Here is a 21,178-nt window from a genome sequence, read left to right on the forward strand (position 1 = left end):
CCACCTCCTCCCGATCGTGCTCGCGCGGAACCTGCAGACACACGTGCAGGCAGACTACCTAGATCGTAACGATCCCGTCGGCGGCGGTGGGGCGATTCGTGGCGGGATCCGGGTCCGATCCGGGGCTCGACGTGGCGAACCGGCGGTGAGGTTGTGAACGCTCGCGCCCGGCCCGGACGATTCCGACCCGGGTGGCCGTGCATGCTAGTCTTCTGCGGCACGCGCGAGTGGCGGAATAGGCAGACGCGCACGGTTCAGGTCCGTGTGCCCGAAAGGGCGTGGGGGTTCAACTCCCCCCTCGCGCACGTGAAGAGGGTTTCGACTTCTGAGTCGGAAGACCTTCGGAAAGTCCCGGTCAGGTTCTCCTGGCCGGGACTTTCTGCGTCCCAAGGCCTGTGCGGAGCGGTGGACGACGACGTTCGACGGCTCTGGGCGGGGCCGGCCAGGGTCCAGGGGGTGCTTGGGGTGGGTTGGGCGGTGCGCGGAGGCGTCTGAGGGCACGTCAGAGCGTTGCGCGGGCTGTGGTTCGGTGCTTGGTGTCGCTGCCGCGTGTGCGCGAACCTGTCGTGGTGTTCAGTGCGAAGCGGATTGATCCCCTTCGCCTGGTGGGCCGCGGCGGTGTCGCCGCAGTGACCGGGTACTTCTGCCGAGGGGTCGGCTGTCCGCGGGTTCGTTCAGCTGTTTTGCCCAGGGGCCGGGTTCGTCGTGGCTGGTGTGCCAGCGGTGGAGCTCGATGGTGTTGTGGCGGTGCGGTAGATCGCGAGGAGCAGCGCGGTGGCGTGGTGGTCGAGGATCTGGGACTGCTGCATGGATAGGTGACCGGGCGTCTCACTGAGCTACAGTGATCATCACTGAACTACAGTGATGGCTGCACTGACGTGAGAGTGATGGTGCTCAATTGGAGACGAGTCAGGGCCCGCTCGACGAGGTGGTGGCGCGACTGCGCGTAACATCGACCGACCTGGCGCAGATCGAGGTGAAGGCTGCCGGCGGCGGGCTTCCCAAGGACATCTGGCCGACGGTCAGCGCGTTCTCGAACGCGGAAGGCGGGCTCATCATCCTGGGCCTGGACGAGAAGCATCGTTTCGCCGTGGTCGACGGCTTCGACGCGACCGCGATTCGGGAGGCGGTCTCGAACGGCTTTCGGCCGCGCCGGAGTGACGAGGGTGCTGGCCCGGTCACTCCACGTCCCATCGGTTCTGTCGACATCGCCGTCGTCGACGATGCTCCGGTGGTCGTAGTCGATGTCGAAGCGCTGCCAGCGGGGCAGAGGCCCGCGTTCGTGACAAGTCAGGGCAAAGAGGCCGGAACCTACGAACGGGTCGGCGACGGCGACCGGCGCATGAGCACGTACGGGGTCTTCCTCCTCTCGACGAATGTCGAGCAACCGCGCGTCGACTCCGAGCCGGTACCGGGTGCCACCCTTGGCGACCTCGAGGGCGCTCTGGTCGAACGCTTCGTTGCCAGACTTCGTCGTCGTCGTCCGCGGTCGGTGGCTGGCCTGGCTTCGGTCGAGGACATTCTCGAGCGCCACAACGTCCTGGCCAGCGACGGTGCAACGCCGACGTTGGCTGGGCTGCTCGCCCTGGGGCGTTACCCCCAACACTTCGTGCCGCAGGCCATGGTGACGTTCGCCGTCTATCCGGGAACTGCCAAGGACGTGTTCGTCGGTGAACAACGCATGCTCGACCGGCGGGTCATCGAAGGACCGATTCCTGCCATGGTGGAAGACGTCGTGCGCGCCGTGCTGCAGAACATCCAGGTCCGACGGGTCGTCGCCGGCGCGGGTGCCCGTGACGAACCGGAGATCCCTGAGCTGGCGATCCGTGAGGCGATCGCCAATGCTCTGACGCACCGCGACTACAGCCCGTGGGCGCTCGGTGACCAGGTCCGCGTCGAACTGTTCCCGGACCGCCTCGAGATCGCCAACCCCGGCGGGATCTGGGGTGGGCGCCGCGTAGTCGACCTCTTCAGCGGAACCTCGCGCTCCCGCAACGCGGTCCTGTCGGCGCTGCTTGCGGACGTGCCCATGCTCAACTCCGAGGAGGCAGTGTCGGAGAACGCCGGCTCGGGGATTCCTGCCATGACTGGTGCGCTCGGCCGCTCTGGCTTGGCGGCACCGCGCTATGTCGCACACGTCACGGACTTGACTGTCGTTCTCGATCGGCACGGACTCCTCAGCCCCGAGACAGGCGATTGGCTCGCCTCCGTCGGCGCGACGGACCTCGACGCAGATCTGCGTCGCACGCTGGTCCTCGTCCACCGCGGCTATGCCGTCGACGACCAGGTGCTGCGTGCGCAGTTGGCGATGGACTCGGCGGACGCCAAGCAGGTCCTTCGACGCCTGGTCGACGACGGTTGGCTGCAGTTTCCGCGTCGTACGGACGGGGCCTACCGACCTGGACGCCGCCTCGACGGTGTGCTGCGCGACCAAGTTGCCCTTTTCCCCCACGCTGACGTGCGTGGGCATGCGCCGGGAAGCATCGACGACAGAATCGTCAACGCCCTTGTCAACGAGGGCCAGCTCTCTGTGCGCGCGATCGCGGAACGCCTCGACACTACGGTCGGGGCGTTGCGACCGAGGCTACGAGTCCTCGTCGCAGAAGGCGTACTCATTGCGACGGCGCCGCCCACCAGTCGAAACCGCGAGTATCGGCTCTCGTCCCGCCGCTGAAGGTGTGCCTGGACGATCGATCTGGGTGTGCCTGGCACTGCGGCCCTCCGAGTGGAGCCACTGGCCAGCGAGTTTCAGGAACCATCCACGTGAGGCTGTTCTCGGTTTCGAGAGCAGCGAACTTCGACAAGTCCCGGCCGGGATGCTCCGGCCGGGGCTTTCGTCGTTTCTGGGTGGTTCGTGCGGTCCTGCGTGGTCTCGCGGCGAGGTGATGCGGCCACCTGCTCGAGTCCTTCGTCGTCCAGGAGGCGATCCGGCAGACGACTTGGATGGATGACCCAGTCTCGGCCGGGTACTGGCGCACCAGGGACGACATCGAGGTCGATCTGGTCCTGGAGCGGCACGACGGTGCGGTCGTCGCCATCGAGGTCAAGGCAGGCGATCACGTCAAGCGGACGCAGCTCTCGCCGCTGGTCGCCCTGCGGGATCGCCTGGGATCTTCCTTCGTCGCCGGGATCACGTTCTACACGGGCGCTACGGGATACGAGGTGGACGACCGGATCCACGTGCTTCCGATCGAGCGACTCTGGACCTGACCTCTCTGCGGCGATCACGGCGGTACGCGCGAAGCGGGTGTGCGTGGCCGTCCCTCGGAGGTGTGCCCGGACTCTCCTTGGTGGTCATCTGGCCGAGGGGTCCACGCCACTGCCAGAGAGGCCCGGACCTCGCTGCGAACCATCGAAGGACGGCACGCCCCACGGCCTGTGCTCGGAGCACGTTCCGCCTGATGGGGTCAGTGCTGGGCGGCGACCATGTTCTCGATCTCCTCCAGCACGAGGTCTGGGCGGTCCTTCGCGACATCGTGCGAGCTGCCGTCGGCGGTGACCAGCGTGCGGCGGGGTCCGTCCTGCACGAACGACGCCGCGGCGTCCTTCCAGCGCTGGACGTCCTCCGGGGATCCGTCGAACGGAGTCTTCTCCGAGACGATGACCGTCGCCGGGACCGCGTCCGGCCAGGTCGCCTGGTGGAATGCGGTGCTCGTCGCGACGAAGCTCTCCGCGGTGGACAGGAGCTGGCGGTTCTGCGGGTTGTCCGGGTCCTCCTGGGCCGCGTCGAGCTGAGGCTGGCTGAAGGCCACCAGGCGTTCGATCTGCTCGTCGGTGAAGAAGGGAGGCAGGTTGGCGTCGACCAGGACCGCACCGGAGAGCAGCGCCGGGTTGTCCTGCGCGAGGTACGTCGCGATCTGGCCGGCCTGGGAGTGGGATACCAGGGTCACATCGTCAGTGACCCCCAGCTGCTCGAGGCCGGACTCGAGATCGCTGACGGCGCTCTCGACCTGCCAAGGGCCGGGCACGACCTCGCTCTGGCCGAGCCCGGCCCGGTCGTAGGTGATGACCGTGGCGCCTGTGGCCTCGTGCAGCTCTGGGACGAGGTCCTTCCAGTAGGAGGAGTCCTCGCCGCCGCCGGAGTCGAGGACGACGGTAGGGCCGGTTCCCTCCGTGACGTAGAACGCGAGGTGGTGACCGTCGTTGTCGATCATGTGCCGCGTCGCCTCCACCGGCTGGCCGGTCTCGTGCGAGGCGGACTGCGAAGCCGCAGATTCGGACGCCGCCCCCGGACCCGTGCAGGCGGTGACGGTGCCCGCGGTCAGAGCCAGGAGGGCGAGGGCGGACAGGGGCAAGGCCAGCGACCGGTGAGAGATGGTGCGGGACATGAGGATCCTTCGTTTCAAGGGAAGTCAGCGATATCCATCCTTCGGTGTGTCGCTCCGGCACGGAATCCGGCTGGCACACGAGTCGGCAGTGGGGCGGTCACGGGTGCGATCGGGGGGTTGTCCGCCGTCGTGCCAGGTCAGGCATGCACCGTCGAGAGGCGATTCCCGGTGCTCGTCCCTACGGCAGGTCCCTGGGCTGAAGAACCCCGTCCCCGCCGCCGAACATGCCATGGCGGCCCGTCCGGTCGTCCGGACGGGCGCTCACCGCATGTTCGACGGGCACGATGGCATGTTCGACGTGCCGGCAGATCGCCGTTCGGTGAGCCAGATCGTGGCCAGCCAGGTCTCGACCCCGGCCAGCACCACGAGGGCATCGGGATCGTGTCGACCCAGCCCATCGACGGCGAACGCCTGCGGTTCACCGACCTGCAGCGGCGCATCGCCGGCATCTCGCAGCGCATGCAGACCCGGACCGTGCGAAACCTCGAACGGGACGCGCTCGTCACCCGGACCGCGCCTCAGTCCTCACCGTGACGTGACGGAGATCCCCAGGTCGACGGCCCGCGAAGGTCCCTGCATGGCCACGAGGGGCACCTCGCGCGTCGCGAGCCGCAGGTCGTGGAGCTCCCCGTCCTGACCGACCTCGAGGCTGGTGGTCGAGCCGTCGGGCCGCGACACGGTCACCGTGTCGCCGGGGGACACCACGGTGCGTCGGACGGAGGCGTCCGGGGGAGCGTCGTGGCTCTCCCACCAGGTCGACGGGTGCCAGGTGCTGGTGACCGGCGGCAGTCTGGGGACGTCGGAGACTCCCACGATGCCGACCCCCTTCGTCGTGATGGTCGCTCTCGGTACGACCGCTGTATCAGGAGAGTGGTTCTGGAGGCCCGATCTGTGACAGGCCGAGCGTCATTCACCCCGGGGGAGAAGGATCGTGCATACATAGCACCACTAGGACTGGTGCTGCTATGGTCGTCATACCTAGCGGAACAAGGTATGGAGCTGCCGTGCACATCGACAAAGACCTCGTGGCCGCCTCGGCCACCCCGCTCGTCCTCGGGATCCTGGCCGACGGCGAGTCGTACGGCTACGCCATCCTCAAGCGCGTCGACGCGCTGTCCGGTGGCCGCATGCAGTGGACGGACGGGATGCTCTACCCGCTGCTCCACCGCCTGGAGCGGCTGGGGCACGTGGAGTCGTCCTGGGGGACGTCCGACGTCGGGCGGCGGCGCAAGCACTACGCGCTCACCGCCGCCGGTCGTGCGGCGCTCGCGGAGCGCCAGCTGCAGTGGAGCGTCGTCGCCGACGCGCTGCGACAGGTCTGGCAGGCCACCGAGGACGGGCTGCGGCCGCCGCGCCCCGCCGAGGGACTCGCCTGATGGCCGCGTCGACCCCGGGCGCCGTGCCGCACGCGGAGCTGGAGGTCCAGATCGGCCGGTGGCGCGACTACGTGCGGCGGCGCGAGGCCATCTCCGCGGCCGACGTCGACGAGATGGAGGACCACCTGCGCGAGCGGGTCGCCGACCTCACCGCGTCCGGGCTCGACGACGAGGAGGCGTTCCTCGTCGCCGTGCGACGCATGGGCAACCTCGACGCCGTCTCGCGGGAGTTCGCCGTCGAGCACTCCGAGCGGCTGTGGAAGCAGCTCGTCCTCGTCGCGGAGCCCGCGGACGGTGGGACGCGGTCCTGGCGTGAGCTCGCGGTCGTCCTCGGGTGCGCGGTCGGGGCCGGGGTGGCGGTCAAGGTCGGGAGCTTCCTGCTCGGCGACGACACGGCCTTCCTGCGCAACGTCGCACTGCTCGTCCTGCCGTTCCTCGCCGGCTACCTCGCCTGGAAGCGACGCGTGACCTGGCAGGTCGGCGTGGCGCTGCTCGTCCCGGTGGCGGTGCTCGCGACCGTGCTGAACGTCTACCCGTTCGCGCCGGACGGGTCGACCGCGCTGCTCGCCGCGATCCACGCCCCGGTCGTCCTGTGGGCGGCGCTGGTCGGCGTCGCGTACGTCGGCGGGAGGTGGCGGTCGGACGGGCGCCGCATGGACTTCGTCCGCTTCACCGGCGAGCTCGCGATCTACTTCGCGCTGCTCGCCCTCGGTGGGGGAGTGCTGCTCGGGCTGACTGCCGGCGTCTTCACGCTCGCCGACCTCGACCTCCAGCCCGCCCTCGAGAGCTGGATCCTGCCGTTCTGCGTGCCGGGCGCCTTCGTCGTCGCGGCCTGGCTCGTCGAGGCCAAGCAGGACGTCGTGGAGAACATCGCCCCCGTCCTGACGCGAGTCTTCACGCCGTTGACTATCGTCATGCTCGTCGCCGTGCTCGGGGTGCTCCTGAGCGGCGGGTGGGTCGTCGACGCGGACCGCGAGCTCCTCATCCTCATGGACGCGATCCTCGTGCTCGTCGTGTGCCTGCTGCTCTACTCGATCTCGGCACGGGACCCGCTCGCACCGCCCGCCTCCTTCGACGTGCTGCAGCTCGGCCTCGTCGCCGTGGCGCTCGCGGTGGACGCGGTCGCGCTCGTGGCCATGTTCTCCCGCATCGCCGAGTTCGGCGTCAGTCCCAACAAGGCCGTGGCCCTCGGCCTCAACCTCCTCCTGCTGGTGCACCTGGTCCGGTCGGCGGCGCTCGCGACCGCCTTCGTCCGACGGCGGCGCCCGTTCGACCCGCTCGCGCGCTGGCAGACGCGGTTCCTGCCGGTCTATGCGGTGTGGGCGGGGGCGGTGGTCCTCGTCGTCCCGCCGGTCTTCGGGTTCGCCTGAGCTCGGTCGACGACGCCGCACGGGCGGAGCGTCGACGGCGGGATGGGCACACGCCGCCGGACGACACCCGTTGTGGCGTCGTTCTGTGAGCGTTAACATCGCAACGGTGGACCGTTGCGGACGATGACTGTCCGCGGCACGGCCACCGGAGGCCGAAGGCCCTGACCACTCACGAATCCCCGACGACGAGGACGGCGATCGAGTTGAGAACAGGCAGCACCCAGAAGCGTGCGCGAGACGCACGGAAGCCCGGCCGGCCGCGCCGTGCGACGGCCGCGGTGGCAGTCGCCGGCCTGGTGGTCATCGGGCTCGCGATCAGCTTCGTGCCGGCGGCCGGCGCGGCTGAGGACGCGGACGACGACCGTGGCGCGAGCGAGATCCTCGCGACGATCGAGATCCCTGGCGCAGACGACGTCCGCGGGAACGTCTCCTTGCCGACGTCGGTCGACGGAGCCACCGTGACGTGGACGTCGTCGGACCCGTCGGTGGTGTCCGACGAACCGGAGGGACAGATCGCCGCCGGTGCGGTGACGCGGCCCCCCGCGGGGAGCGACACGGTCGACGTGACGCTGACCGCTTGCGCGACGGTCGACGGCGAGGAGGGTTGCCGCGACATCGTCCTGGCGGTCAGACCGTCACCGGGAGAGCTCGCCGAGACCACGGGTTACGGGATGGTGACCTTCCAGAACTCGGACTCCGAGAAGATCTACGGTGCGGCGAGCGTCGGTAACGACGCCTTCACCTGGGACGCGGTGAACGAGGGCGAGCCGCTGTTCACCTCCGACCAGGGCTCGACCGGTCTGCGCGACCCGTCGATCGTGCGCTCGCCCGACGGTGACCGGTTCTACCTCGTCGCGACGGACCTGTGGACGCAGGACCCGAACTTCAAGGGGTGGGGCTGGGCGCAGACGGGCGGCAGCAGGTCCATCGAGATCTGGGAGTCGGACGACCTGATCCACTGGTCCGACCAGCGGCACGTGCAGGTCAACACGTCGCCCGAGACCGGGATGACGTTCGCGCCCGAAGCCATCTGGGACCCGGAGATCGGCGCGTACGTCGTCTACTGGAGCTCCGCCATCTACGCCGACGGCACGTACTACACCGAGGACCTGGACGACCCGAACCGTCGTGACACCGACATCGAGTGGTGGGGGAGGAACGTCACCTACTACGCGACGACGCGCGACTTCGTGAACTTCTCCGAGTCGAAGGTGATGTACGACCGCGGCGGCAGCGACGGCGCCTCCTGGGACTACGGGTACGGGAACCTGGACCCCGTCATCACCTACGACCCTGACGACGACTACTACTACCGCGTCGTCCAGGACCGGTCGGACCACCGGTTCGAGAAGCTCTACGACGACTGCGCCCAGGACACGACCGACCTCTACATGGAACGCGCACGGTCGATCCTCGCCGAGGCTCAGGACTGGGAGCTCATCAAGGGCTGCTTGACCATCGACGCGGTCAACGGCGCGGGCCTGGGTACCGCGCGCTACAACGAGGGCGCGAACCTGATCAAGACCAACCCCGACGACGTCAACGGTCAGGGCTTCTACATGATGGCCGACGGCGGCTGGACCGAGACCGACGGGACCCGGCACACCGACCTGCAGCCGTACTTCGCGACGGACATCGCGAGCGGGAACTTCGAGGTCGCGACCGACCGCTGGAGCCCGCCGAGCCTGCAGGGAGACCGGAGAGCCCCGCGGGCCTCGCACGGAAACGTCTTCGCGCTCACGGCTGCCGAGCACGCCGCCTTCCGAGGAGCGGAGCTCGACTCGCTCGCCCTCACGTCCTTGCCCGACCGGACCACGTACGAGCCCGGCGAGGCTCTCGACACGACGGGTCTCGAGGTCGAGGCGACCTACGCCGACGGGTCGACGGGGGTGGACGTCGCCGAGGGGTTCGGTGGCTACACCGTCTCCGGCTACGACCGCGACGCCGTCGGGAAGCAGGAGCTCGTCGTCTCCTACACGGTGGGTGACGTGACCCGGACGACGAGCTTCGAGGTGCTGGTCGGCGAGGCCGGATCCATCGACCTCGCGGTCCAGGCCTCGGCACGCTGCCTCGCGGGGAGGGCCTACGTCGCGGTACGCGCGACCAACGGCGAGGACGTGCCCGTCGACGTGCGGCTCGCCACGCCGTACGGCGAGAGGACCTTTGCCGACGTCGGACCCGGGCGGAACGCGTACCAGTCGTTCGCGGTGCGTGCGGACTCCGTTCCTGCGGGCACCGTCACCGTGGACGGCGCGGCGACGATCGCCGGCGAGGAGGTGACGACGACGTCCGAGGTCGAGCTCGACGGGCTGGACTGCGCCTGACACCTCTGTCGAACCGTGAGGCCCCGCTCAGGTGGGCTTTCCCCTGGGCGGGGCCCGCGACGGTCCGTCTCCGGTCGTGCGTGCTGCTGGTGCCGGGCCTCAGTTGATCGGCGCGCTCGACGCGCGGGTCACGACGCGGCAGGGGAGGTCCTCGATGCCGGGGCGGACCGTGCCGTCGATCGCCGCGAACAGGCGCTGCGCCGCGACGCGCCCCAGGCGCTCGAGGTTCATGTCCACGCTCGAGAGCTGGGGGCGCGCGTTCGTGCTGAGCACTTCCCAGTTGTCGAACCCGATCACGGACACGTCGCCGGGCACGTCCCGGCCGAGCTCGCGGAGCGCGTCGAGCACGCCGCGTGCGATCTGGTCGCTGCCGCAGAAGAACCCGTCGACGTCGGGATGCTGCTCGACGACCATGCGGGCCGCGCCGCGCCCCCAGCCCTCGCTCCACGAGCCGAGGTACGCCTGCCCGCCGGCCATCTCCAGCCCGGCGGCGTCGAGCGCCGCGCGAGCGCCGGCGGCGCGGTCCTGTGCCGCCTTGTAGCCCGGGTCGCCGGAGACGTGGGCGATGTTCCGCCGCCCGCACGCCAGCAGGTGCTCGACGGCGAGCCGTCCCGCCCCGACGTTGTCCGCGGTGATCGAGTGGTCCGCCGGGTTCTCGGACGGCGCGTAGGCGTAGACCACGGGGACGGGGATCTCGGAGCTGAGGGGCGGCCGCGGATCGGTCCGGGAGCCCACCACGATCAGCCCGTCCACCCGGCGCGAGAGGAGCGCCTGCACGTGGTGCTGCTCGCGGATCGCGTCGCCCCGCGCGTCGCAGAGGAACACGGAGACCCGGCCGGCACCGAACGCGTCCTCGGCACCCATGAGGACAGGGATGGAGAAGCGACCCTCGAGGTCGCTGGTGAGCAGCCCGACGGTGCCCGTGCGGCCCTTCAGCAGCCCGCGGGCGAGGGCGTTGGGGGCGAACGAGAGCCGCTCGGCGGCCTCCAGCACGCGCAGCCGCGTCTCCGCCTTGACCTGCGCGCGCCCGTTGATCGCCTTGGACGCGGTCGCGATCGAGACGCCGGCGAGGCGCGCCACGTCGGTCAGCGTCGCGGTGCGCGGCGTCGCGCTCCCGCCCTGGGTGGTCATGAGGTCCTGCCCCCTCCTCGTCCGCGAGCGCGGACGCGCCGGAACCGGTCTGGCGTGATGGAACTGTAACCCGTCGTAGCGCTTGACGGCGTGCGCAATCCTGCCATACATTCAGAAAACCTTTTCGGTGGGTTTCAGCGATGACAGCCGCGGAAGGGTAGGGAGGCCGGGTGCACCGGCCGAGCTACGACAGGTGGACCGAAAGCAATTCGGCCGCTCGGCACGGATGCCGGGTGGGGCGCAGAAGGCTCGACGACGAGTGCGAGGAGACGCAAGATGACACACCACCGCAGGACGTCGGCGACGAAGGCCGTGGCCTCGACGCTGGTGATCGGCCTGACCACCCTCGGGCTCGCCGCGTGCGGCGGCTCCGGGGACGACGGCGACGGCGGCGACGACGGCGGTGGCAGCACCGCCAGCAGCCCCGAGGGGGTCGACGACGGCAGCACCCTGACGATGTGGACGCGCGCGCCCCTGGAGAAGCAGGCCAACCTGCTCGTCGACGCCTACAACGCGAGCCACGAGAACCAGGTAGACCTCACCATCGTCCCCAACGACGACTACGTCGCGAAGGTCGGCGCCGCGGCGGGCAGCGACGGTCTCCCGGACCTCTTCGCGGCCGACATCGTGTACGTGCCGAACTGGGTGCAGCAGGGCCTGTTCCAGGACATCACCGGCAACATCGACGGGCTCGACTACGCCGACACGATCAACCAGGGCCACCTCGACGCGGGCACGTACGAGGACGCGGAGTACGTGCTGCCGTTCGTCCTCGACGTGTCGATGATGTTCTACAACAAGGACCTCTACGAGCAGGCGGGTCTCGACCCGGAGCAGGGGCCGACGACGCTCGAGGAGTTCGGCGAGCAGGCCAAGGCGGTCGACGAGATCGGCGGCGGGGTCGACGGGACCTTCTTCGGCGGCAACTGCGGTGGCTGCCTCGTCTTCACGTGGTTCCCCTCGATCTGGGCCGCGGACGAGGACGTCATGAACGCCGAGGGGACCGAGTCGCTCCTCGCGAGCGACACGGCCAAGGACGTCTACGCGGTCTACAAGGACCTCGTGGACTCCGACGCCGTCGGTGCCGGCACGCGCGACGAGACCGGTGCGACGTGGGTCGCTCCGTTCCAGGAGGGCAAGGTCGGCGTCATGCCGTACCCGGCGACGCTCCTGTCCACGGCCGACGAGACGATCGACGTCGGCGTGGTCCCGATCCCCGGCCCGGGTGGCGGCGGCTCGACGTTCGTCGGCGGTGACGGTATCGGCGTCTCCAAGGACTCCGAGCAGTCCGACCAGGCATGGAACTTCCTGCAGTGGATGATGTCGGAGGAGGCGCAGGTCGATGTCCTGGCCAAGGACGGGAACGTCGTCTCCCGCTCGGACCTCACCGACAACGAGTACGCGGCGGCCGACCCGCGGGTCCAGCTCATCAACGAGACCGCGGCCGAGGGTCGTACCCCGGTGGCGCTCAACTTCCAGCAGGCGTTCAACGCGCCGAGCAGCCCCTGGCTGACGCTGGTGCGCAACGCGGTGTTCGAGGACGGCTCGAGCATCGACGCGGACAACGAGGAGATCACCGCGATCCTCTCGCAGTAGACGACCGCAGCTCCGGCGCCCGCCGTCGCCCGCCGCACAGCGGCGACGGCGGGCGCCGCGCAGGCAGTCCCCGCCACGTCCTCGTCCCGTTCCTGGAGTCCGTCATGTCCGTGCAGCTCCCGCTCTCGAGCGTCGCCACCGCGGCGGGGACGCCCCCGCCGTCGGCCCGTCGCCGACGCCGGCCCGGCCGCCACCACGCCCTGAGCGGCTGGGCGTACGCCGCCCCCACCGCCTTGTTCGTCCTCGTCCTGTTCGTCCTGCCGGTCCTGCTCGTCGGGCAGATGTCGGCCTCCGACTGGCCGCTGCTGTCGGGCAACCAGGGCGTGAACTTCCCCGACAACTTCCGCGACGCCGTCGACAACAGGTTCTTCTGGGACTCCGTCGTCTTCACGATCAAGTACACGGTCATCGCGACCGTCCTGCTCATCGGCCTGGGCCTCGGGCTCGCGCTGCTCGTGCAGGAGTCGACGCACTGGAAGAGCTTCCTGCGCACGGCCGTGCTCGTGCCGAGCGCGCTCGGTCTCGCCTCGGCGTCGCTGCTCTTCTACGCGCTGTACTCCCCGCAGGTGGGGCCGATCTCGCCGTTCCTGGAGCGTCTCGGCATCGTCGACGGCCCGGTCTCCTTCCTCGGCTCGCCGGACGGCGCGCTGTGGTCGACCGTGTTCCTCGTCGTCTGGCGGTTCGCGGGCTTCTACATGCTCCTGCTCATGGTGGGCCTGCAGGGGATCCCGCACGAGGTGTACGAGGCCGCGCGCATGGACGGCGCGAGCCGCTGGCAGACCTTCTCCCGCGTGACCCTCCCGCTGCTGCGCCCGTCGCTCGCGCTGTGCACGATCCTGTGCGTCACCGGCTCGCTGCTCGCGTTCGACCAGTTCTACATCCTCACCAAGGGCGGGCCCGACAACAGCACGATCACCGTGGTCCAGCTCATCTACAACGTCGCGTTCCAGGGCCAAAACGACCTCGGCGTCGCCGCCGCGCTGTCGATCATCGTGCTCGGCGCCCTCGTGCTCATCAACATCGCGCAGATCCGTGGCATGCGCGCACCCGAGGAGAAGTGACATGACCCTCGCCCCCAACGCACCCAGCGCCTCCGGCGCGCCCGACAGCTCGTCGTCGGGCACCGGGACCCCGACGGCCCCGCCTGCGGTCCGGCGCCGGGCCCCCGCCCCGCGCGCCCGCATCGCGGGCATCGCGACCCGCACGCCCTTCTGGGTGCTGACCACCGGTCTCGCGCTCGTGTTCCTGTTCCCGCTGATCTGGGCCGGGGTCGCGTCGTTCTCGCCGCAGGCCGGGTCGAACCAGGTGGACGGCTGGGGCTTCGGCAACTACGTGACGCTCGCCAACTACCAGGCGGGGATCGCGCAGTACCTGTGGAACTCGACCGTCGTCTCCGGGCTGACGGTCCTGTTCACGCTCGTCGTCTCCACGCTCGGCGGCTACGCGTTCGCGCGCTTCAGGTTCCCGGGCCGCAACCTGCTGTTCCTCCTGACCCTCGCGATCCTCATGGTCCCGTACGCGACGCTGCTGATCCCGCTGTACGTGCTGCTCAACGAGATCGGCCTGCAGAACTCGCTGCTCGGCCTGTCGCTCGTGCTCGCCATGTTCCAGCTCCCGTTCGCGACGTTCATGATGCGCATCTCGTTCGAGTCGGTCCCGCGCGAGCTCGACGAGGCCGCGCTGGTCGACGGGTGCTCGTCGTTCGGTGCGTTGCGTCGCGTGCTCCTGCCGGCGGTCAAGCCGGGACTCATCACGGTCGGGCTCTTCGCCTTCCTCACCGCGTGGAACGACTTCGTGGCACCCCTCATCCTCATCACGGACTCGGACAAGGCGCCCCTGCCGCTGGCCGTCGCGAACATGCGCCAGCAGGTCATGGGGATCGTCGACTACGGCGCGACCGAGGCCGGCGTCGTCGTCCTGGCCGTGCCGTGCGTCGTCCTGTTCCTCGTGCTCCAGCGCCACTACGTGCGCGGGTTCATGTCCGGGGCGCTGAAGGGATGACGACCGACCGTGCGGCGCAGCCGCCGACCCCCTCCACCCACCCTGCGGCGGCCACCGCCGACCTCGACGACCGGAGCGGCCAGCCCGCCTCCGGAGGTGATCCCATGACCATGACCCCGACCGCCCCTCCCCGCGGGCGTTCCTCCTCCCGGCCGGCCCCGGACGTGACGACTGGCCGCCCCGTCGTCCCGTCGTCCGGCCGGCTCGCGCCGCTCGGGCTCGCCGAGGTGCGCATCACCGACGGGTTCTGGGCCCGCCGGCAGGAGACCAACCGCACCGCGACGCTCGCGCACATCGAGCACTGGCTCGACCGGGAGGGCTGGCTGGCGAACTTCGACGCCGCCGCCCAGGGCGGGCTGCCGGCCTCCCGCCGGGGCCGGGAGTTCTCCGACTCCGAGATCTACAAGCTCCTCGAGGCCATGTCGTGGGAGCTCGGCCGCAGCCCGGACGCGGAGCTCGAGGCCCGGTTCCACGCGATCGTGCGCCGCGTCGCGAACGCCCAGGAGCCCGACGGGTACCTCAGCACCATGTTCGGGCGACCGGGCCAGGGGGCGCGCTACAGCGACCTCGAGTGGGGGCACGAGCTGTACTGCCAGGGCCACCTCATGCAGGCAGCGGTCGCTCGGGCCCGCACCGGTCACGCGGACGACCTCCTCGTGCAGGTGGCCCGGCGGTCCGCCGACCACGTGTGCGAGACGTTCGGGCCCGACGGGAACCAGGGCGTGTGCGGGCACGCCGAGATCGAGGTCGCCCTCGTCGAGCTCGGGCGCGCGCTCGACGAGCCGCGGTACGTCCGCCAGGCGGCGCTGTTCGTCGAGCGCCGGGGGCACGGGACGCTCGCGGACATCGAGTGGGGCCGCTCCTACTACCAGGACGACGTGCCCGTGCGGGACGCGACCGTGTTCCGCGGCCACGCGGTCCGCGCCAACTACCTCGCCGCCGGCGCGGTCGACGTGGGCGTCGAGCAGCACGACGACGACCTCCTCGTCGCGGTCGCACGTCAGTGGGAGCGCACGACGGCGGCCCGGACCTACATCACGGGAGGCCAGGGCTCGCACCACCAGGACGAGGCGTTCGGCGAGGACTTCGTGCTGCCGCCGGACCGTGCCTACTCGGAGACGTGCGCGTCGATCGGGTCCGTCATGGTGGCGTGGCGCCTGCTCCTCGCGGAGGGAGAGCCGCGCTACGCCGACGCGATCGAGCGGGCGCTCTTCAACGTCGTCGCGACGTCCCCGGCACCCGACGGGCACGCGTTCTACTACGCGAACACCCTCCACCAGCGCGTCCCCGGCGAGACCGCGTCGCCGGACGTGGCGAGCCGCCGCGCCGAGTCGTCGCTGCGCGCCCCGTGGTTCGAGGTGTCGTGCTGCCCGCCGAACGTGGCGCGGACGTTCGCCAGCCTCGCGGCGTACGTCGCCACGGTGGACGACGGCGGCGTGCAGGTCCACCAGTACGCGACGGGCGAGATCCGGGCGTCGCTCCCGTCGGGCGCGCCCGTCCACCTCGACGTGCTGACCGGGTACCCGGTCGACGGCCGGGTGCGGGTCCGGATCGTCGAGGCGCCGTCCGACCGCTGGGCGCTGACGCTGCGCGTCCCGTCGTGGTCGCCGACGGCGGTGCTGTCCGTCGACGGGCGTGAGCGGCGGGTGCCCGCCGGATCGGTGGCCGTCCCGGACCTGCGGTCCGGGAGCGTCGTCGAGCTGGAGCTCGACATGACGCCGCGCTTCGTGCAGCCCGACGACCGGATCGACGCGATCCGAGGGTGCGTCGCGGTCCAGCGCGGGCCGGAGGTCCTGTGCCTGGAGTCGGTCGACCTGCCGGGCGGCCGCGACGTCGCGGACCTGCGCGTCGATGCCTCGGTGCCTCCGCGCGAGGAGGACGGTCGCGTGACGGTGCGGGGCGTCGTCGTCGACCACCCTGCGCGCGACGCGTGGCCGTACGTCCCGGCAGACGACGCGGGGCGCACGAACGGGCGTGCCGGTACGGCGGGTACGCCCGCGGTCGAGATCGACGTGCCGCTGGTCCGCTACCACGACTGGGCGAACCGTGGCCCCTCGACGATGCGCATCTGGATGCCGGTGCGCTGAGGCCCGCCGCTGTCTCGTGCCCGGCCCTGCCGGCGGCGGTGCAGGCGCGGTACGTCGGAGTCTGGTTTCGTTGGAAACTGAGCGGAACTGTGCGGTGGAAAGGCGACTTCTGCCTTGCGCACAGCAGAAGTAGGCGTAGCGTCGACGGCAGTGCGCAATGGGGCGACTGCTGTCCGCACGGCGCACTCGGCCGCTTCTCGGAGCGTCCGTTTTCACGACCGGGGCTGGTCGGAACCCGTGGCTCACGGATGCCGGCCCGGCGTACCGACGCCGTTACGGGGGAGTCCTGGTCCTCGACAGACGTCAAGGAGGACACATTGTTCAGACGTGCCAAGGTCGGCCGCAGGCTGACCCGAGGTGCCGCCGCAGCGTTGTCCGCTGTGGTGCTGGTACCACTCACCTTCAGCGCGGCAAGCGCTCACCCCGGACACGACGAGGCCGACGGCGAGGTGGCCGCGGCCGCAGCCGAGGACGTGGACTGGAACGACTACGAGAAGACCCTGCTCAGCAAGAACACGGGCGAGCCGATCGACCTGGCCGTGCTGCCCGACACGCGGGTCCTGCACACCGCGCGCGACGGCGTCGTGCGCCTGACGGACACCGCGACGGGTCGCACCACCCAGATCGCCGACATCGACGTCTACGCGAACTCCGAGGACGGGCTGCAGGGCATCTCCCTCGACCCGGACTTCGAGGAGAACAACTGGGTGTACATGGTGTACGCCCCGCGCGTCATGTCGGGCACGTCGCCGTCCGGGGTCGAGTACCCGGAGACGACCCCGCAGGGCAGCGCGCCGAACTCCCTGCCTGCGGGCGAGGACGCCAGCTACTGGGACCAGTGGCTGGGCTACAACCAGCTCTCCCGCTTCACGTGGGACCCGACGACCGACGCGATCGACCTCTCCACCGAGCGCGAGATCCTCAAGGTCGACGCCCAGCGCGGGCAGTGCTGCCACGTGGGTGCCGACATGGCGTGGGACGACGAGGGCAACCTCTTCCTGTCCGCCGGTGACAACACCCCGGCCAGCACGCCCGGAGCCAACGGCTACGCCCCGAACAACAACGCCCCCGGCATGAACCCCGGGTTCGACTCGCGCCGCGGTGCCGGCAACAGCAACGACCTGCGCGGCTCGATCATGCGGATCAACCCGATCGAGGACCTCGATCCGGACACCGAGGTCGGACCGGGGAGCTCGTACACGATCCCCGAGGGCAACCTCTTCGACGGCACGGATGCCGACCCGGAGCTGGTGCGCGAAGAGCTCTACGTGATGGGTCTGCGCAACCCCTTCCGGATCGACTACGACACCGAGGCGGGCGCGCTGGTCTGGGGCGACTACGGTCCCGACGCCGGCTCCGCGAACCCCGACCGTGGCCCGATGGGCCTGGTCGAGTGGCAGCTGACGACCGAGCCGATGAACGGTGGCTGGCCGTACTGCACGGGCCCGAACGCGAACTACAACGAGTGGAACTTCGAGACCCAGGAGCCGGGACCGTTCTTCGACTGCGACGCCGGACCGGAGAACAACTCCACCTGGAACACCGGTCTCGAGCAGCTCCCGCCCGTCACGCCGCCGCAGGTCTACTACGGCGACAACCCGGGCGACCAGCCCGAGCTGCTCGACCCGCTGGTGACGCTGGGCGGCGGCGGTCAGGCACCCATGGGTGGCCCGATCTACCGCTACGACGAGAGCCTCGACTCGGACGTCAAGTTCCCCGAGTACTGGGACGGCCACCCGCTGATGGCGGAGTTCTCGCAGGACTACGTCGCGGCGTTCACGCTGGACGAGCTCTCGTCCGACGGTGAGGTCACCGCGGTGGAGGACTTCCTGCCGAACAGCCACCTCCAGACGGTCAACCAGCCCATCTGGGACAACGTCATGGACATGGAGTTCGGTCCGGACGGTGCCCTGTACGTCCTGGAGTACGGCGACGGATTCTTCCGCCAGAACCCCGACGCGGGTCTGTACAAGGTCACCTACGGGTCCGAGAACACCACGCCTCGTGCGTTCGTCTCGGCCGACCCGATCTCGGGAAGCACGGCACCGCTCGAGGTGACGTTCGACGCGTCGGCCACCACCGACGCCGAGACCCCGAACTCGGAGCTCACGTTCGACTGGGACTTCGACGCCGACGGTGAGTACGACGCCCAGGGCGAGACGGTGACGCACACGTTCACCGACCTCGGTCAGTACAACGTGCAGCTGCGCGTCACCGACCCGGGCGGCAACTTCGGCCTGGCGATCCAGCGCATCACGGTCGGCAACACCGCCCCCGAGATCACGCTGAGCCAGCCGAACGGCGCCATCTTCAACTGGGGCGACGCCGTCCCGTACACCGTCTCGGTGGAGGACGCCGAGGACGGCGACGACCCGACGTGCCGCAACATCCAGTACACGTTCGGCCTGGGCCACAACACGCACGCGCACCCCGAGGTGAGCGGCCGAGCCGCTGACACCGCCGACGGCTGCGGGTTCACGATCCAGACGAGCGCGGACGCCGTGGAGCACGGCGAGGGCGAGAAGATCTTCGGCACCCTCGTCGTCACCTACGCCGACCAGGCGCAGGGCGAGGTTCCCTCCATCACCGGCGAGGCCACGAACGTCCTCAAGCCGGAGGAGCAGCAGGCCGAGTGGTTCGACGCCTCCGAGGGCATCGAGACCGCGGCCGACGCCGAGGCCGACGCCGGGTACTACGTGACGTCCCTCGACGAGGGCGACTCGTTCTCCTACGAGCCGCTGGCCCTCGTGCACGCCCCGACGGGTGACCCGATCAACAGCGTGACCATGATCGGTCGCGGCGAGGGCACCGTCTCGCTCGGTTGGACGGGCGCCGACGGCGAGACCGTCGACTCGCTCGCCGAGTTCCGGTTCACCGGCGACGAGTGGAGCGACGCCACGCGCACGCTCACCGAGGTGCCCGAGGGCACGGGGACGCTCGTCGTGACCAGCACCGGCGGCGTGGACGTCGACAACCTGACCTTCGGGCAGAACGTCATCGTCCCGGCCGAGCAGGTGTCGATCCAGCTGTACTCGCTGATCCCCTGGGTCGCGGCTGACGGCCAGGAGGCCGTGCTCGACCGTCTGGGCGAGATCGGGCTCCAGAACGTCGAGCCCTATGGCGGCAACTACAACGGCCTCACGGCCGAGGAGTTCCGCGCGCAGGCCGAGGCCGCGGGCCTGAAGGCGCCGTCGTCGCACTACAACGTGGGCGAGGCGGACTTCGACACGACCCTCGAGTACGTCGGCGAGGTGGGTCAGCAGTACGTGGGCTCGGGCGGGTTCCCGTCGCCGGGGATCGGCACGTACGAGAACACGCTGGCCACGGCCGAGGCGATGAACCGTCTCGGTGAGCGGGCCGTGGAGGCCGGGTTCGAGAAGTTCTTCGGCCACAACCACGACCGCGAGTTCACCACGATGTACGAGCACGACGGTGAGCAGATGTCCGCGTGGGAGATCCTCGTCGCGGAGACCAACCCGGACTGGGTGACGTTCGAGGTGGACGTCGCCTGGGCCGCTCACGCGGGTGTCGACGTCGCGGCGCTGATCGAGCAGTACGGCGACCGGATCGAGCTCCTGCACATCAAGGACGCGACCGGTCTCGGTTCGAGCATCCAGTTCACGAACCTCGGCGACGGCGACGTGCCGCTGCAGGACATCCTGGCCGCCGCGGCGGACGCGGGTGTCGTGTACTACGTCATGGAGTACGACCAGGCACCGGACGGCGAGGACTTCGCCACGACCGGGTACGAGTACCTCACCGGCCTCCCGGCCGGCGGTTCGGACGAGCCGACCGAGCCGGTCGTCATCCCGACCGACCGGGTCTCGATGCAGCTCTTCTCGCTCGGTGCGTGGAGCCGCGACATCGGCTGGGAAGGCGTCTACGACCGCCTGGGCGAGATCGGCTTCGAGAACGTCGAGCCCTACGGCAGCAACTACTCCGGCCGCACGGCCGAGGAGGTGCGCGCCCAGTTCGACGCTGCCGGCCTGAGGGCCCCGTCCTCGCACTACAACGTGAACGAGGGCAGCTTCGACCAGACCCTGGAGTACGTGGGGACGGTCGGCCAGGAGTACGTGGGTTCGGGCGGCTGGCCGAGCCCGGGCATCGGCAGCCTGGAGGACACTCTCGCGACTGCTGAGGCGATGAACCGCCTCGGTGAGCGCAGCGTGGAGGCCGGGTTCGAGAAGTTCTTCGGCCACAACCACGACCGTGAGTTCAACACCACCTACGAGTACAACGGTGTGGAGACCTCGGCGTGGGAGATCCTCGTGGCGGAGACGGACCCTGAGTACGTCACGTTCGAGCTGGACACGGCCTGGGCCGCCAACGCGGGCGTCGACGTTCCCGCTCTCATCAACGAGTACGCGGACCGTATCGAGCTCCTGCACATCAAGGACGCGACGAACCTCAACGAGGGTGGGCGTCCGACGTTCACCAATCTCGGTGAGGGTGACATGCCGCTGCAGGAGGTCCTGCAGGCCGGTCTCGACGCCGACGTGGCGTACTTCGTCATGGAGTACGACGGCTCGCCGGCGAACGACGAGTTCTCCGCCGAGGGCTTCGAGTACCTCACCGGCATCCCCGCCGGCGAGGACACCCCGGACGTCGACGTGACGGTCGAGCCCCGCTGCCTGGCGGGCAAGACCTACGTCGCGGTCCGTGCGCTCAACGTCAACGACGGCGCGGTGGAGATCACGCTCGAGACGCCCTTCGGCAGCAAGACGTTCGCCGACGTGGCAGCGGGTAAGAACGCCTACCAGGCGTTCAACGCCCGTGCGGCGGAGATCGACGGTGGTACCACGACCGTCACCGTGACGGACTCCGAGGGGAGGACGGAGACGGTCGAGACCGAGTACGCCGCGTCGTCGTGCGGCTGATGCACGGCTGAGATCCGGATGAGGCGGGGTCCGACCCGCCTCATCCGGACGCGGTGAAGACCTTCGCACGACCACGAGTGGCCGGGCC

14 protein-coding genes and 1 tRNA gene are annotated in these 21,178 nt (G+C 69.9%); 12 read left to right on the top strand and 3 right to left on the bottom strand.

The features are described from left to right. The first annotated feature begins 221 nt into the window (after positions 1-221). From IF651_RS13190 to IF651_RS13200, 3 genes are all read left to right on the top strand, one after another. Positions 222-305, top strand: a tRNA-Leu gene (locus IF651_RS13190). Positions 306-898: 593 nt separating this feature from the next. Next, complete coding sequence (locus IF651_RS13195; RefSeq protein ID WP_191829587.1) at positions 899-2,674, top strand: ATP-binding protein; 1,776 nt, start codon at positions 899-901, stop codon at positions 2,672-2,674. Between the two features lie 221 nt (positions 2,675-2,895). After that, positions 2,896-3,210, top strand: coding sequence for a DUF4143 domain-containing protein (locus IF651_RS13200; RefSeq protein WP_191829649.1), 315 nt, complete (start codon positions 2,896-2,898; stop codon positions 3,208-3,210). A gap of 197 nt (positions 3,211-3,407) precedes the next feature. Here IF651_RS13200 and IF651_RS13205 read toward each other — a convergent pair whose 3' ends face one another. After that, a complete protein-coding gene (locus tag IF651_RS13205) occupies positions 3,408-4,328 on the bottom strand; it encodes an alpha/beta fold hydrolase (protein WP_191829588.1) in 921 nt (306 codons plus the stop codon). Positions 4,329-4,709: 381 nt separating this feature from the next. Here IF651_RS13205 and IF651_RS18260 point away from each other — a divergent pair, with 381 nt between their 5' ends. Next, on the top strand, positions 4,710-4,862 hold the full coding sequence (locus IF651_RS18260) for a winged helix-turn-helix transcriptional regulator (protein WP_338403956.1): 153 nt from the start codon (positions 4,710-4,712) through the stop codon (positions 4,860-4,862). Here the strand turns inward: IF651_RS18260 and IF651_RS13215 are convergent. Continuing rightward, positions 4,854-5,141 (bottom strand): hypothetical protein, encoded by a 288-nt coding sequence (locus tag IF651_RS13215; protein ID WP_191829589.1) that lies wholly within the window; start codon positions 5,139-5,141, stop codon positions 4,854-4,856. The two genes, IF651_RS18260 and IF651_RS13215, sit on opposite strands and share 9 nt — an antisense overlap. Before the next feature lie 191 nt (positions 5,142-5,332). On the opposite strand from IF651_RS13215, the gene IF651_RS13220 reads away from it, so the two are divergent. From IF651_RS13220 to IF651_RS18265, 3 genes are all read left to right on the top strand, one after another. Beyond that, positions 5,333-5,704 carry a helix-turn-helix transcriptional regulator gene (locus IF651_RS13220; protein ID WP_191829590.1) on the top strand — a complete coding sequence of 124 codons (372 nt, stop codon included), beginning with the start codon at positions 5,333-5,335 and terminating at the stop codon, positions 5,702-5,704. Further along, the gene (locus IF651_RS13225) at positions 5,704-7,074 is read left to right on the top strand and encodes a permease prefix domain 1-containing protein (protein WP_191829591.1); all 1,371 of its coding nucleotides are present in this window, start codon (positions 5,704-5,706) and stop codon (positions 7,072-7,074) included. Before IF651_RS13220 ends, IF651_RS13225 begins: the two co-directional genes overlap by 1 nt. A 278-nt stretch (positions 7,075-7,352) precedes the next feature. Beyond that, positions 7,353-9,398 carry an immunoglobulin-like domain-containing protein gene (locus IF651_RS18265; protein WP_191829592.1) on the top strand — a complete coding sequence of 682 codons (2,046 nt, stop codon included), beginning with the start codon at positions 7,353-7,355 and terminating at the stop codon, positions 9,396-9,398. A gap of 99 nt (positions 9,399-9,497) precedes the next feature. Here IF651_RS18265 and IF651_RS13235 read toward each other — a convergent pair whose 3' ends face one another. Continuing rightward, on the bottom strand, positions 9,498-10,529 hold the full coding sequence (locus IF651_RS13235) for a LacI family DNA-binding transcriptional regulator (RefSeq protein ID WP_191829593.1): 1,032 nt from the start codon (positions 10,527-10,529) through the stop codon (positions 9,498-9,500). A 276-nt stretch (positions 10,530-10,805) separates the two neighbouring features. Here IF651_RS13235 and IF651_RS13240 point away from each other — a divergent pair, with 276 nt between their 5' ends. The 5 genes from IF651_RS13240 to IF651_RS13260 all read left to right on the top strand — a co-directional run bounded on the left by IF651_RS13240 (position 10,806) and on the right by IF651_RS13260 (position 21,090). Beyond that, on the top strand, positions 10,806-12,125 hold the full coding sequence (locus IF651_RS13240) for an ABC transporter substrate-binding protein (RefSeq protein ID WP_191829594.1): 1,320 nt from the start codon (positions 10,806-10,808) through the stop codon (positions 12,123-12,125). Positions 12,126-12,229: 104 nt separating this feature from the next. Beyond that, positions 12,230-13,186: a carbohydrate ABC transporter permease gene (locus tag IF651_RS13245; protein ID WP_191829595.1), complete on the top strand. Its 957-nt coding sequence runs from the start codon at positions 12,230-12,232 to the stop codon at positions 13,184-13,186. A gap of 1 nt (position 13,187) precedes the next feature. Continuing rightward, the gene (locus tag IF651_RS13250; protein ID WP_191829596.1) at positions 13,188-14,126 is read left to right on the top strand and encodes a carbohydrate ABC transporter permease; all 939 of its coding nucleotides are present in this window, start codon (positions 13,188-13,190) and stop codon (positions 14,124-14,126) included. Between the two features lie 104 nt (positions 14,127-14,230). Beyond that, on the top strand, positions 14,231-16,213 hold the full coding sequence (locus IF651_RS13255) for a glycoside hydrolase family 127 protein (protein ID WP_422110484.1): 1,983 nt from the start codon (positions 14,231-14,233) through the stop codon (positions 16,211-16,213). 380 nt (positions 16,214-16,593) lie between these two features. After that, complete coding sequence (locus IF651_RS13260) at positions 16,594-21,090, top strand: TIM barrel protein (RefSeq protein WP_338403957.1); 4,497 nt, start codon at positions 16,594-16,596, stop codon at positions 21,088-21,090. Positions 21,091-21,178 lie beyond the last annotated feature (88 nt).

It is taken from the genome of Cellulosimicrobium arenosum (assembly GCF_014837295.1).
GTDB lineage: Bacteria > Actinomycetota > Actinomycetes > Actinomycetales > Cellulomonadaceae > Cellulosimicrobium > Cellulosimicrobium arenosum.

What these genes read in the sequence shown, in the direction of transcription:
- IF651_RS13205 (WP_191829588.1), bottom strand. Translation starts at nt 4,328, where the DNA reads ATGTCCCGCACCATCTCTCACCGGTCGCTGGCCTTGCCCCTGTCCGCC.
- IF651_RS13225 (WP_191829591.1), top strand. Translation starts at nt 5,704, where the DNA reads ATGGCCGCGTCGACCCCGGGCGCCGTGCCGCACGCGGAGCTGGAGGTC.
- IF651_RS13235 (WP_191829593.1), bottom strand. Translation starts at nt 10,529, where the DNA reads ATGACCACCCAGGGCGGGAGCGCGACGCCGCGCACCGCGACGCTGACC.
- IF651_RS13240 (WP_191829594.1), top strand. Translation starts at nt 10,806, where the DNA reads ATGACACACCACCGCAGGACGTCGGCGACGAAGGCCGTGGCCTCGACG.
- IF651_RS13245 (WP_191829595.1), top strand. Translation starts at nt 12,230, where the DNA reads ATGTCCGTGCAGCTCCCGCTCTCGAGCGTCGCCACCGCGGCGGGGACG.
- IF651_RS13250 (WP_191829596.1), top strand. Translation starts at nt 13,188, where the DNA reads ATGACCCTCGCCCCCAACGCACCCAGCGCCTCCGGCGCGCCCGACAGC.
- IF651_RS13255 (WP_422110484.1), top strand. Translation starts at nt 14,231, where the DNA reads ATGACCATGACCCCGACCGCCCCTCCCCGCGGGCGTTCCTCCTCCCGG.